A 13190-nucleotide genomic window follows, 5' to 3' on the forward strand; every position below is an offset into this window, starting at 1 on the left:
CTACCGCCTGACCCCGCGGCCACCGGTGAGCCGCCCGTCCTCAGAACGTCGGCACGTCGGCGATGAGGGACTTCGTGTACTCGTGCTGCGGATTCTCGAGCACGGCGTCCGCGGACCCGTAGTCGACGATGACGCCCTTGTTGAGGACGGCGAGGTTGTCGGCGATGTGACGCGAGAGCGCGATGTTGTGCGTGACGAAGAGCATCGCGAGCTGCCGTTCGGCCCGCAGGGTGCGCAGCAGCCCGATGATCGACGCTTGGACACTGACATCGAGCGCCGAGGTGATCTCATCGCAGACGAGCACCGACGGTGCGTTGACGAGCGCTCTGGCGATCGCCGCCCTCTGCCGTTCCCCACCGGAGAGATCACCAGGACGCCGGTGGTAGAACGACCGCCCCAGGCGCACCGAGTCGAGCGCCTCCTCGACGATGGCCTTCCTGCTCGCAGCCGTGCCCTCGCCGCTCATCTCGAGGGGAACGGTGAGCGACTGTCCGATCGACCGCCGCGGGTTGAGCGAGGAGAACGGGGACTGGAAGACGTACTGGATGCCGATGCGCTCGTCATTCGTCCGCTTCCGCGTCGACTTCGCGAGTTCGACTCCGCGCAGTCGCACAGCTCCCGAGTAGTCGTCGTTGAGTCCGGCCACACATCGGGACAGCGTCGTCTTGCCCGACCCCGACTCCCCGAGCAGCATCGTGCACTCCCCCGGTTCGAGGACGAGGTTGATGCCGTCGAGGATCTGCGCCTTCCCGTACGCAAGCGCCACGTCCGAGACCTCGAGCAGGGGTGCCTCCGTGAGGAGGGTCGTCGCGTCATCGGGCCGCGAAGCCGTGGAATCGGAAGTCGCGACAGTCTCCTCGGACTCCGACACCGCGGTCCCTGACTGCTCTCCGATCGTCTTGTCACCGGCGAGGTCGGGCACGGCGGCGATGAGCATCTTCGTGTAGTCGTGCTGCGGCCTCGAGAGCACCTGCGCGACGGACCCCTCCTCGACGAGGTCTCCGCGGAGCATAACGGCCACACGATCGGAGATGTCCTTGATGACGGCGAGGTCGTGGGTGATGTAGAGACCGGCGACGTCGTTGGCCACCGTCATCTGGCGGATGGTGTCGAGGACGACGGCCTGGGTGGAGACGTCGAGGCCGGTCGTCGGCTCGTCGAGGATGAGCACATCGGGGTACATGGCGAACGCCATGGCGATGCCGATGCGCTGCTGCTGTCCGCCCGAGAGCTGGTGCGGCCACCGGTTCTGATACGCCTTGTCACCGGGCAGGCCGACATCGACGAGAACCTGGGAGATCCGGGCCTCCCGCTCGGCGGCGGAGGAACCGAAGCCGTGGATGTCGAGGACCTCACGGATCTGATCGCCCACGCGCATCGCCGGATTGAGCGAGAGCGCCGGGTCCTGCGGGATGTAGGCGATCCGGGACCCCCGCAGGGAGCGCACGGCCACCTCGTCGAGGTCGAGGACCTCAACGGCGGTGTCGTCACCGCGCGGCCACAGACTCACCGCCCCTGAACCGTACTTGAGTCCTGAACGAAAGTGACCCATACAGGCGAGACCGGCCGTCGTCTTCCCCGAACCGGACTCCCCGACGAGGCCGAGGATCTCACCGCGGGCGAGTGCGAAGCTCACCCCGTGGAGGATCTCGTCCCCGGCGCTCGTGTCGATGCGCAGATCGGACACGCGCAGGACGATGTTCTCGTTCGGCACTGATTCGTCGGGGGCGACTACGTCATTGGTCGTCGTCATCATTCCTCCACTGTGGTCGAGGCGGTGGCTCGCGCGAAGGAGTCCGCGAGCAGGTTGGTGCCGATGGTCAGCAGCGCGATCGCGATGACCGGCAGGAGCACGCCCCACGGCTGAATGCTCAGGGCGATGCGGTTCTCGTTGATCATCAGACCCCAGTCGGCAGCGGGCGGCTGGAGGCCGAGTCCGAGGAAGGACAGCGAGGCGATCGCACCGATCGAATAGGTCAGTCGCAGTCCGGCTTCGACGCTCAGCGGTCCGGTGATGTTCGGCAGCAGCTCGCGGACGAGGAGCTTCGTTCGCGGCATCGCGTACATCTCCGCGGCGAGGATGTAGTCCTCGTTGATGACGCCCAGGGTGGCCGAGCGCGCCACACGCGCGATGCGCGGTGCGTGCGTGATGCCGATGACAGTGATGAGCACCCACCCCTGCGGACCGAGCACCGTGATCGCCAGCAGCGCGAACACGAGCTGCGGGATCGCGAGGAGCACGTCGTTGAGGCGCATGATGATCGCATCGAAGCGCCCGCCGACGTACGCGGCGAGCATCCCCACGGCAGCGCCGAGGACCATGCCCAGCGCGGTGGCGAGGACGGAGTAGATGATGAGCGTGAAGCCGCCGGCGAGGAACCGGGAGAGCACACTGCGGCCGAGGTTGTCGGTGCCGAAGATCCCGTAGGCAGAGAACGGCTTGCCGACGAACTCAGTGGCCGTCGACCCGGTCGCCCACGGCAGGAGCAGGGGGCCGCAGAAGGCGAAGAGGACGACGATCGCGGTGAGCGTCAGCCCGATCCGTCCCTGCTTCTGCGCGAGCACGCGGCGGGAGAACGGGACGTAGGTCGTCTGTGATTCCTTGGGGACCTCCGCGGCTTCGATGGCCGAGGACTTCATGTCGTCGAGGCTGCTGCTCATGCTGCGCTCCTCAGTTTCGGGTTGGTGAGGATGCCGACGATGTCGGCAGCCAGGTTGACCACGACGTAGACGGCGGCGACGAGCATCGAGATCGCCTGGACGACCTGGACGTCGCGGTAGGTCACGGCGTCGATGAGCGCCTGGCCGATGCCGGGGTAGCGGAAGAGGAACTCGACGACCACGACGCCTCCGGCCAGCCACGCGAGTTGGATCGCGATGACCTGGGCGACGGGACCGAGCGCGTGCGGCAGGGCGTGGCGGAGAATGACGCGGCGCTCGGGGACGCCTTTGAGGCGGGCCATCTCGACGAAGCCGGAATCGAGGACTTCGATCATCGTCGCCCGCATCATCCTCACGATGTAGGGAGTGACGACGAGGACGAGGGTGGCCGTGGGGAGGACGAGCTGAGCCGGGATCGTCCACACCGGTTGGCCCGGCGGTGCCAGGGTGACGGCGGGAAGGATCTGGAACACCGAGGTGGCGAAGATCGCGATGAGGCCGATGCCGATGACGAACTCCGGCATCGCCGCGAGCACAAGGCTGATCCCGGTCAGGGCCTGGTCACGGCGGGTGCCGCGGTGCAGCGCCGAGTAGACGCCGAGTCCGATGCCCAGAGGCACGGAGATGATCGCAGCCAGGGCCATGAGGATGAAGGAGTTGCCGATGCGCTCCCCGAGGAGTTCGGACACCGGACCGCCTGTGGCGGTCGAGGTGCCGAAGTCGCCGACGAATAGGCCGCCGAGCCATTCGAGGTAGCGCTGCCACGCAGGGAGGTTGAGTCCGAGCTGTTCGTTGAGCGCTGCGATGCGTTCGGGGGTGGCCTGCTGGCCGAGGATCGCCCGGGCGGCGTCTCCGGGCAGCAGGAGGGTCGCGCCGAAGACGATGAGGGAGACGGCGAGGAGGATGAAGGCGGAGAAGATCAGCCTGCGGATGATGACTTGGGCGAACATGTCACACCTTCCCGATCCATACTCGGTCGAAGCGCCACCCGCCCAGCGGGCGGCCGGTGGCATTGGGTCTCAGTCCTCCGACGTACTTCTGGTAGGCGTCGACCTGGTTGGCGAAGCCCCAGATGATGTAACCACCGTCGTCGTAGAGCATCTTCTGCAGCTCGTGCTCGAGGTCCCGGCGCTCAGGGGCCTCAGGGATGGCGCGTGCCCGATCGAAGAGGGCGTTGAATTCCGGGACGTTCCAATGCGTCTCGTTGAAGGGAGACTCCTCGAGCGCACAGGCGATGACCTGCGGCATGAAGTCGCGGGTGTACCAGAAGTCCTGGGCGAAGTCCCATTGGAGGTACTGGTCTCCGAAGAAGGTCGTCACGTCGACGCGGCGGATGTCGACTCTGATCCCGGCGGCCGCGGCCTGCTGCGCGAAGACCTGAGCGGATTCGACGGCACCGGACTGGATCGGGGCAGTGACGAGCTCGACATCGAGCCCGTCGGGATACCCGGCTTCGGCGAGCAGCTGCTTCGCCTTAGGGATGTCCTGGGTCCGCTGCGGAAAGTCGGGATAGTTCTCGCTCAGCGGACCGAACATGTCATTGCCCAGGGTTCCGAAACCGGAGAGGACCTGCTCGATCATCTGCTCGCGATCGACGGCCAGGCGGAATGCCTGCCGCACCTTCGGGTCGTCGAAGGGCGGGCGGTCGACGCGCATCGTGAAGGGCAGCCACATTCCGGTCTCGGAGTTGAGGATGCTCATCCGCTCGTCGGCGTTGATCACTTCGACGAGCGCGAGGGGGATCTGGGCGATGGCATCGACCTGGCTGGAGAGCAGCGCATTGATGAGCGCGTCTGTGTCGTTGAAGTTGAGCAGTTCGACGCGCTCAAGGTAGGTGTCGTCGTGGCCGTACCAGTACTCGTTGGCGACGAGCACCGACGAGAGCCCCGGAGTGAACGATTCGAGTTTGAAGGGTCCAGAGCACACGGGGCTCGCCGGATCGTAGCCGCGGGGGACGATCGCGGCGGTGTACTCGGCGACGGCGTCGTTGAAGAGTCCGTTGGGTTCCGAGAGCCGGAACTCGATGGTCCGATCACCGGTCGGGACCACTTCGTCGAGCATCGTGAAGTTCGCCGCGGCGGTCTTCGGATCTTTGGGATCGGTGATCCGCTCGAAGGAGAACTTCACATCGTCGCCGGTGATGTCGCTGCCGTCGGAGAACTTCAGTCCCTCCTTGAGGGTGCACGTCCACACCGTGGCATCGGCGTTGGAGGTGAAGGATTCGGCGAGCAGTGGAACCACCTGCGCCTCATCGTCCCATCCGTAGAGCGCGTTGTAGAGGTTGACTGCGCGGGCGACGTCGCCGCTGTTGACCGGAATGTGGGCGTCGACGGTATCTGCGGCGTTGCCGCCGGTCACGCCGACCCGCAGGGTGCCTCCGCGCACGGGTTCGCCTGCGTCGATCGCGCCGACGGCTCCCCCGCCGCAGGCACTCAGGCCGGCGAGCGCCGTCAGCGACAGTCCGGCGCCGAGTGCTTGTCTTCGGTTCGGTGTGCTCATGTGCCTTCTTCCTGGGACGCTGCGTCCTGGGGAGGACGACTGGACGGCTGAGGCGCAGGCGCCTCGGCGGATTCGGATGCTTCGGGGACGAGGATGTGAGCGCGGAGGAACCCTTCGATGAGGTGGAGGGCATCGTCGTCGCTGATCGTCATCTGGCGGGCGCTGCGGGCGATGCCGAGGCCGTCGATGAACGTACTCAGACTCTTGACCATGAGATCCGTGTTCCCCGCGCGGATCTGGCCGGAGCGCTGACCGGCGACGACGACGCCGGTGATGAGTTCGAGCCATTCGCCGTAGACGGCGGTGAGATTGAGGCGAGAGCGCTCGTCGACGACCGCGCGGGCCCAGCTCTGGATCCAGATCGACCAGACGCGACGCACCGTCGGGTCGACACCGGCATGGACGCGGGCGAAGCGACGGAGCACCTCGACGGGATCATCGGGTTCGAGAAGGTCCCGGGCGGTGGCGATGATCTCGAGGGAGTACCGCAGTGCCGCCTCGAGCAGCTGGGTCTTCGTGCGGAAGTGGTAGTTGATGGCGGAGACGGAGAGGCCGCTCGCCTCGGCGATGTCGTGGACCCGCACGGATTCGATGCCGCGGTCGGCGTAGAGCTCCCACGCGACCTCGACGATGCGCCGCCGGTTGCGTGTCCCTTTCGACATCCACGTCTCGTCGGCGTCGTCGCCGACCGCTGTGGGTCCGATGCCGACATTCGCCGGCGACGCATGATCGCGTGCCCCTGCCGACACGGTCGGCTCGGATCCGCTCCCGACCGGGGTGACCGAATCGGCGGGCACCGAGGTGATCGTTCGCCGAGGCGGTCCCTCCCCCTGTCCGCGGGTGAGCCAGTCGGTGGTGACGTCGGTGATCTCGGCGATCCTTGTGATCTCCTCGACGCGGAACTTCCGTGTGCCTGCCAGCGATTTCGAGAGCTTGCTCGGTTCGAGTCCGATGCTGCGGGCGACTTCGCTGTGGTTGATCCCCGCCCGGCGGATTGCGGCGCGCACACGTGTGCCGAGTCCGGCCTGATCGCCGTCCGCTGCCTCTTTGCCGCCGAACATTCCCCCAGTCTGCACGCGTGTTGCGATTTTGGCAAGAGTTACTAGGACACAATACAGTTTCAGCCGGTCTCGATCGGGTCACTTGTGTTCCGTTCGCCGTCCGAGCAGGTGCGATGCACTAGAATTTCGGGAGCAATCGGGAACATCGGAAGGATGGGAGACCATATGCGCTCGGGTCTGAAGAAGCTGACCGCGAAGAGGCCTCCCGTCAAACGGTGGGTGCGAGCGGCTGCATTGTCGGCGCTCAATTCGCAGCCGTGGCAGGCGACCAGTCGCTGGATCCGCGGCGCGAAGGCGATCGAACGGCTCGAAGCCGAGTTCGACGGCACCGGCCTCGACACTCCGATCATCGCCTACTTCGGCGACGGAAGAGCGAAGCTGTATCAGATTCTCCAGTGGATTCCCATCTTCGAGAAGCTCGACCGCACCAACAGAGTTGCGATAGTTCTGAGAGACCCGGGTTCGTTGCAGGCACTGCGCAAAGTCACAAACCTGCCCCTCGTACTCAAGCGTCAGTTCGATCCCCTCCAGGACTTCTACTTCGAACTCGACCCAAAGGTCGCGCTCTACGTCAACAACGGCGTGCGCAACTTCCAGTCGCTGGGCTATGCGCCGATGGTTCACGTACATCTCAACCACGGCGAGAGCGACAAACTCTCGATGGTGTCGAACCAGGTCAAAGCCTACGACCGTGTCTTCGTGGCTGGACCTGCGGCAATCGAACGCCACAAGAAGGCCCTCATCGAGTTCGACTTCAACAAGCTCGTCGAAGTGGGTAGGCCACAGCTCGACATCGAACTGGTGTCAACTCTGCCGCCAACCCCGAAGCGCACAGTGATGTACGCTCCCACCTGGGAAGGCGAGAACGAGGCGAACAACTACACCTCACTCGACCTGTTCGGGGTGTCCATCGTCGAAGCGATGCTCACTGTTCCGAACTCTCGCGTCGTCTATAAGCCTCACCCCCGAGTCGAAACCTCCGACGACCCAGCAATTGTCGCGGCGGATGCACGCATCCGAGAGCTGATCGACGCTGCGAACTCAGAGGCCAGCGATGACGACGAGCAGCACGTCGTCTCAATGCAAGGCGACATCCTGCCGATGTTCGCCGACGTCGATCTTCTTGTCACCGATATCTCAAGCGTTGGCCTCGACTTTCTGTATCTCCGCCCTGACGCCCCGCTCATTGTGACAGACAGGCGGGGACGAGGAGACGCGCTTCACGACGACGCCCCGGTGACAAGGGCGACGCCGGTCCTCTCCTCGTCCAACCAGGGTGAGTTCAGCGCAGTCATCGAACAGGCGCTGATCGACGATGACCGCCAATCGGTCAGGAATGAGACTCGGCAGTTCTATTTCGGAGATCGATTGCCTGGAGATTCCGTCAGATTATTCATCGATACCATAGACCAGCTTGTGCGCTCACGATCGGGCGAACGCCCAAAGCCTGGCGCAACCACTTGAACGTTGAGATCACGGGCCGAACGACTCGAATCCTTCGAAGAGCTACTCAGATCCCAGAGGACGAACCTAACGTGCACAATCAATCAGTCTCATCCGTAGACTCAGTGAATTCGCTCGCCACAGACGAAGCGTCTCTTCAGCGGAATCCACCGCGGGCGCCTGAGCATCGCGAGGACACCTATATGGAGAACTTCGACGCTGAGACCATCTTCTACGATTGCTACCGGGTTGGCGACGCTGTGCACCTCTCGGGCCCTCCGCTGTTCAACCTGCAGGAGCCCGTGCTTGAATCGCTCCGAGAAGCTGTCGAAGATGCGGAAATCGACGTGCGCGAACTGGACCGCACAAGCCACGTCGTTATTCGTGGATTGCCAGAGTCTGCAGACTCAATCACCTTGGTGCTCGCCGGACAGACCTTTGTACTTCCGATAAGCGATTCACGGACTGGTGCGTTCAAAGACAGGATTGTCCTCGTCACCAAATCGAAAAACAATGAGCTCCAATGGATCACTGACTGGGTGAGATTCTATGTAAGGAATCACCACGTCGATGGAGTGGTCATCTATGACAACAACTCCACCGACTACTCACTCGAAGATCTGTCGAATGCCGTCGCGGCAGGCGGTGCCGATGTCTCAGTCGTCGTCGACTGGCCGTTCAAATTCGGCCCCCAGGGCGGCAAATGGAACGGCCCGGTCGAACGCCCCTGGGATTCGGATTTCTGCGAGTACGGTATCAATGAGCACGCGCGGTGGAAGTATCTCAGCGAGTCGAAGTTCGTCATCGCACACGACATCGATGAACTTCTGCTCGTCAATCAGAACACCCCGATCCTTGACGTAGCGACGTCGTATCCGGCCGATTACCTGTCGTATTCGGGAGCGTGGGTGGAAGACACGCCCCGTTCAGACAGCACCGTTCCGAGGTTCCGCGACTTCTACTACACCGACCCCCACGCTCATCCGACCACTCGGAAATGGAGTGCGCTTACTTCACGAATCGCCGATGCCACGCAATGGAAGACCCACAGCATCGGTGGAGCCTCTCACGCGAAAACTCCCGAAATCACTCATAGACATTTCAAGGGAATCACCACAAACTGGAAATGGAGCCGCTCTGGCCGCCTTCCGGATTACTCCCCCCAGTTTGTCATAGACCGCCAGCTCAAAGAGCTGCTGAGTGACACCTTTGCGGGGGTGTCAAACTATCCGAGGAGCATAGCGGGAGAGCGTCCTTCCGAAGCAGAACAGGCAGAATTCGCATTCGACGCGCTCATCGAAGAGGTCTATTTCCAGCGATGGAAGAACGACGGGATGAAGAAACTATGGTTCTGGAAGCCAGAAGTGTTCGTGGCCGACTTCATGATTTCACCCTTCGGACGGCTCGCATTCGAATTGCGACTTTCACGTGAGCGGTTGACTCTCACCTTGGTGACTCGGGAGAAAGGCGACGCAGGAGTTGATTTACGTGGGGTGATGGACTCACGGTTTCCGCACTTCAACAATTCTGATCGTCACTACGAGGTTAATTGGTGGCCTGTGCATCTTGCCCCCGTCGATATCGCGAAGTTCGCGACTGCCGAAATACAGACAATCATCGAGCTGCTACAGCGACATACTCCGGCCGCGACAAGCGAATCAAGCCGCGAATCCGGAGTCAAGCTCCAGATGTCGAAGGCATTTCGACGACTTCGGCGGGGTTGACCTCGACCCGCTGATTTTGATCCGACCTGTAATTGCGGCGTTGAAGCGGAGTGTCACGATGGGGCGCCGAACCAGCCGCGTTCCCGCAACGCCTCGACCACTCGCTCCGTTGCATGACCGTCATCGTGCGGCGCGAAGGCAACGGCGAATTCGGTGTAGCGAGCGTCGATGAATGATTCCGGATCACGACTGGCTCGATTGAGATCGACTGCCAGTCCTTTCGTGTCCCTGTGCATAGGGCCGGGACAGATCTCGCTGAAGCTGAGATAGAAGCCTCGTGTCGAATTCTCGTACTCCTCCAGATCCGGGACGTAGAAAAGGAGAGGCTTTCGAGTCACAATGTAGTCGAACATCATGGAGGAATAGTCAGTGATCAACGCATCGCTGGCTGCGAAGAGCTCACTGATCTCACCGTAGGTACTGACATCGATGACACGATCGCTGTCAGACCAGGAATTGGCACCTGTCGTGTTCGCGTGACCCCTGACCAGCACCACGGATCGGTCGGGCAGATCTGCGAGGAGGCGATCGATGTCGAGTTCGCTCTCAAAGGCGTAGCCACCTCCGGCGGCCTTCGCGTCGTCCCGGAACGTCGGCGCATACACGACAACGAAGTCGTCGGTGCCGATTCCCAAGCGATTTCGAGTAACTTCTCGAGCTCGCTGTGCGGCCTCACCTACAAGGACATCATTCCTCGGGTAACCGAGATCCAGTGTCGTACCCTCGTATCGGAACGCGGCAGGAAGTGTTCTTGCAGCGAAATCATTCTGCGCCAGCAGAGCTCCCCAAGCCTTCGCCTCGCGGCGCATCAGCACTCGGTAGCCCAGGGAGAGATTTGCCGGCGGCATATCCTCAGCGATCTTCTTCATCGGTGTGCCGTGCCAGGTCTGCAGGTACTTCTGATCAGGACCAATCCTGAAGTATCCCGGGAAGTTGCTGTTGTTGACGAGATATCTGCTTGTGTACATCACGTCGAACCACTCTTGAGAACCCTGGACAATCGCGGTCGCACCCTTGGGAACGGAGACACTGTTCGATGAGATTGACCAGTAGCAGGTCAGATCGGGCCGTTCGGCTACGACCCAGTCGAAAAGCGCGCGACAGCTGTCTGAGATCTGTTTGCCATGGTAGCTTTCGAAGACGATGGAGTCGCTGAGTCCGTCGGCGGCCTTGCGCGCTTGGGCGTTGTCGATCATCTGTCTGCGATTGACCAGGCCAAGTTCATGCTTGCGAAGCGCAGGAAGCACTCTGATCCACGGCCTGAAGGCCTTGCGAGTGCGAGTGATCTTCACGCGGGAGAGCTCAGTCTCGGCTTCCATCGGAAGACCTACCGTCTTTCGACCGGGAATGAATGCATGAAGCAGTCCTCCATCAGCCTGGCCGCGAGAATCCTGCAACTGCCCTCGTACTGCGTACACGCCGAGCGGAAGCGATACAGTTCTGCCATACCAATCTTTCCGACTGAGCTCGAACCGTGCGCGGTACTCACCGGTGCCTTCGGCCCACTCGAATTCAGACGGTTCGGCGGAGAGAGAATCTCCGACCAGCGCCACAGTCGGGTACAGCTTCGGATTGGGACTCAGGAAATGACCCTCCACGATCAGAGACTCTCCATCAACCTTCATTTCCTCTGCTGTGAATCGTGACGGCCATTCATCGAGCCGAACGTATCCTCGCGGGTCGAAGTCGATCTCGAGCTGATTCGACTGCTGCAACTGGGACGCTTCGACGACGGTACTTCGACCACCGTGCACCATCCGACGAGTGCCGTCGGCAAGGCGGACGTGAACTTCCCAGCGGCTTCTCTTCGTCTTCTTCACCGTCGACAATCGCCTAGGCAATTCGACGGTGAAATGGGCAAACCCCTCGGAGTCGATTCGAGTGGAAGCAGCCTGGATCTCAGTCCGACCAACCTTGGAACGGAGCTCCAGCTTGGCCACTTCTGAATCCACCAGCGACTTAACTGACACGGACAGAGTTCGCCCCTGCAATGACAGATCCCGGACTGTCGTCTTAGGTCGCGCTAAGCGGAAGCGAAGCCCTTCCTGCTGGTCGTGGCTCAGAGATACCACCCTGCCGGCGGCACTCATTCCCGAGTGACCGAGAACTGCCGCACCGCCGTCGTCGGCGATGTCTCTGATCACTTCTTCCCTGCGCACATCGCCGAATTCGACCGTTACAGCGACCTTCCAAGCTTCCCCTTGATCAGCGGAGGCATCTGCGTCGAGGTTGAAGGTCAGCTCCGATACGTCAATGCGTGCTTCGAACGCCGAATTCGTGCAGTCGCGTGCTTCGGTTTGGGCGATCGCGTTCAATCCCGTGTCACTCATCTGAGTCGTCGGAATCTCCATTCGGTCTCCGGTGACACTGTTGATCAGCGCAAGGGAGATCGCGGTGGGCTCGGCCCGTTCGAAAGCGCTGCGGACGAACGCATGTCCGCCGATGATGACCTCAGTTTCATTAATCCATTCGATGTTCGTCGCCTTCGCCACCAGATCAAGGTACTCATCGCGGATTTCGAGTACAGCATCATCCGGTTGATTCACCAGCGCATCAAGATACATCGGGCGGGCGGACAGCACTCCGTCACGACGCGACAGCCGATAACCACGACCGCGTTCGATGTTTCCGGCGATGACCTCCATCAGGGACTCGTAGTCCCGATTGAGTACGCACCATGCGGCAAGTTTGGGGTAGGTGGCGACATCGCGCCAGAAGTCCTCTTCGCAAAGGGTGATGATCGCCTGGTAACCGTCACAGAGTTCCTCGAAGTACTCAGGACCTGTGCGAGGCACCTGTTCGATGTACTGAATCAGGTCGGTGCCGAAGATCTTTCGGTACCATCCTCGGCGGACGGCCTCCAAGTTGCTCGAAGTCATATGGCCGGCGACGGCCAGAGAGACCTTGATCCGATCCCTCAGGTCGCTGATCTTGGCTTTCTGCTGAGTGATCGAAGAGCCGTCATCTCTGATGCGCCAATAGTAGACGTGGTCTTTGATAACGTCGAACTTGGCTGCGTTCAGATAGGATTTGACTGACGGTTCCTGGTCCTCGTAGGCGACTCCGACGGGAAAGCCGCCGACACTCGTCCTGAAGAATTCCGTGTTCCAGATCTTATTGCAGGCGAATACATCGAGGAGAATCTCGGGGAACTCATCGACGGTGATTCCGATGCGGTTGGTGCTGTGCGCGCGCCTCGTCCACTGCGGCAACCAGGTCTTTCCACCTTGTGCTCGAACCATCGTTCCCACGACGAAGTCGGAGCCGGACTTTTCGATGGTCTCAACCATTGCACGAATACCGTTCGGGGCCAGCACATCGTCCGAGTCCGCGAACGTGATGTACTCTCCTCGGGCTGATCTCAACCCCGCATTACGCGCGTCTCCCAGCCCTCCGTTCTGCTTCGAAATGACCCGGATTCGCCTGTCCCAACGCCCCCAGCGCCGGGCGATTGAGGCCGACTCGTCGGGCGACCCATCATCAACTACGAGAATTTCAAGGTTCTTGTACGTCTGCCCCACAACGGAGTCAAGGAACTCCGGAAGGTACTGGGCCACGTTGTAGACGGGGACCACAATTGTGACCAGCGGGCCGGTCTCGCGTCGCTGTGCTCCGACCGCCACGCGAATGACCTGCTTGAGGAGATTCGACTCGAGGGTTCCGTTGACGCGCCGCCGGACCGGCTCTGGAAGACGACGGGCGAGCCGTCTGCCTTTGTCGGTGGCGGTCCGAAGCAGGTCTTTCCTCTGCATGTAGTTTCCTCTGATCGGCAGGTGTAGGTCTGTGGTGGGTGGGTCGGCAG

Annotated in this window: 8 protein-coding genes; 2 read left to right on the plus strand and 6 right to left on the minus strand. The window is 61.9% G+C overall.

Features of this window, described 5'->3' with window-relative positions; genetic code table 11:
• Positions 1–40: 40 nt before the first annotated feature.
• Genes AC0VYB_RS14230 through AC0VYB_RS14250 form a run of 5 tightly spaced genes read right to left on the minus strand, consistent with a single transcriptional unit; the run spans position 41 to position 6221 of the window.
• Positions 41–1753, minus strand: a complete 1713-nt coding sequence (locus tag AC0VYB_RS14230) for an ABC transporter ATP-binding protein (RefSeq protein ID WP_475384764.1) — start codon at positions 1751–1753, stop codon at positions 41–43.
• Entirely contained in the window at positions 1753–2661 is a 909-nt protein-coding gene (locus AC0VYB_RS14235) for an ABC transporter permease (protein ID WP_475384765.1), read from the minus strand. Before AC0VYB_RS14235 ends, AC0VYB_RS14230 begins: the two co-directional genes overlap by 1 nt.
• Positions 2658–3611, minus strand: coding sequence for an ABC transporter permease (locus AC0VYB_RS14240; protein WP_475384766.1), 954 nt, complete (start codon positions 3609–3611; stop codon positions 2658–2660). Before AC0VYB_RS14240 ends, AC0VYB_RS14235 begins: the two co-directional genes overlap by 4 nt.
• A gap of 1 nt (position 3612) precedes the next feature.
• The gene (locus AC0VYB_RS14245) at positions 3613–5160 is read right to left on the minus strand and encodes an ABC transporter substrate-binding protein (RefSeq protein ID WP_475384767.1); all 1548 of its coding nucleotides are present in this window, start codon (positions 5158–5160) and stop codon (positions 3613–3615) included.
• Positions 5157–6221: a TetR family transcriptional regulator gene (locus AC0VYB_RS14250; protein WP_475384768.1), complete on the minus strand. Its 1065-nt coding sequence runs from the start codon at positions 6219–6221 to the stop codon at positions 5157–5159. The genes AC0VYB_RS14245 and AC0VYB_RS14250 overlap by 4 nt, the downstream gene beginning before the upstream one ends.
• A 165-nt stretch (positions 6222–6386) precedes the next feature.
• Between AC0VYB_RS14250 and AC0VYB_RS14255 the strand changes: the two genes are divergently transcribed.
• Positions 6387–7685: a CDP-glycerol glycerophosphotransferase family protein gene (locus tag AC0VYB_RS14255; protein ID WP_475384769.1), complete on the plus strand. Its 1299-nt coding sequence runs from the start codon at positions 6387–6389 to the stop codon at positions 7683–7685.
• Positions 7686–7867: 182 nt separating this feature from the next.
• Positions 7868–9388, plus strand: coding sequence for a glycosyltransferase family protein (locus tag AC0VYB_RS14260; protein WP_475384770.1), 1521 nt, complete (start codon positions 7868–7870; stop codon positions 9386–9388).
• A gap of 53 nt (positions 9389–9441) precedes the next feature.
• Here the strand turns inward: AC0VYB_RS14260 and AC0VYB_RS14265 are convergent, their stop codons facing one another.
• Positions 9442–13140 carry a bifunctional glycosyltransferase/CDP-glycerol:glycerophosphate glycerophosphotransferase gene (locus AC0VYB_RS14265; protein ID WP_475384771.1) on the minus strand — a complete coding sequence of 1233 codons (3699 nt, stop codon included), beginning with the start codon at positions 13138–13140 and terminating at the stop codon, positions 9442–9444.
• Positions 13141–13190: the final 50 nt, after the last annotated feature.

Source organism: Brevibacterium sp. Z349TD_9 (assembly GCF_056173565.1).

What these genes read in the sequence shown, in the direction of transcription:
- AC0VYB_RS14260 (WP_475384770.1), top strand. Translation starts at nt 7,868, where the DNA reads ATGGAGAACTTCGACGCTGAGACCATCTTCTACGATTGCTACCGGGTT.
- AC0VYB_RS14265 (WP_475384771.1), bottom strand. Translation starts at nt 13,140, where the DNA reads ATGCAGAGGAAAGACCTGCTTCGGACCGCCACCGACAAAGGCAGACGG.
- AC0VYB_RS14240 (WP_475384766.1), bottom strand. Translation starts at nt 3,611, where the DNA reads ATGTTCGCCCAAGTCATCATCCGCAGGCTGATCTTCTCCGCCTTCATC.
- AC0VYB_RS14255 (WP_475384769.1), top strand. Translation starts at nt 6,387, where the DNA reads ATGCGCTCGGGTCTGAAGAAGCTGACCGCGAAGAGGCCTCCCGTCAAA.
- AC0VYB_RS14235 (WP_475384765.1), bottom strand. Translation starts at nt 2,661, where the DNA reads ATGAGCAGCAGCCTCGACGACATGAAGTCCTCGGCCATCGAAGCCGCG.
- AC0VYB_RS14250 (WP_475384768.1), bottom strand. Translation starts at nt 6,221, where the DNA reads ATGTTCGGCGGCAAAGAGGCAGCGGACGGCGATCAGGCCGGACTCGGC.
- AC0VYB_RS14230 (WP_475384764.1), bottom strand. Translation starts at nt 1,753, where the DNA reads ATGACGACGACCAATGACGTAGTCGCCCCCGACGAATCAGTGCCGAAC.
- AC0VYB_RS14245 (WP_475384767.1), bottom strand. Translation starts at nt 5,160, where the DNA reads ATGAGCACACCGAACCGAAGACAAGCACTCGGCGCCGGACTGTCGCTG.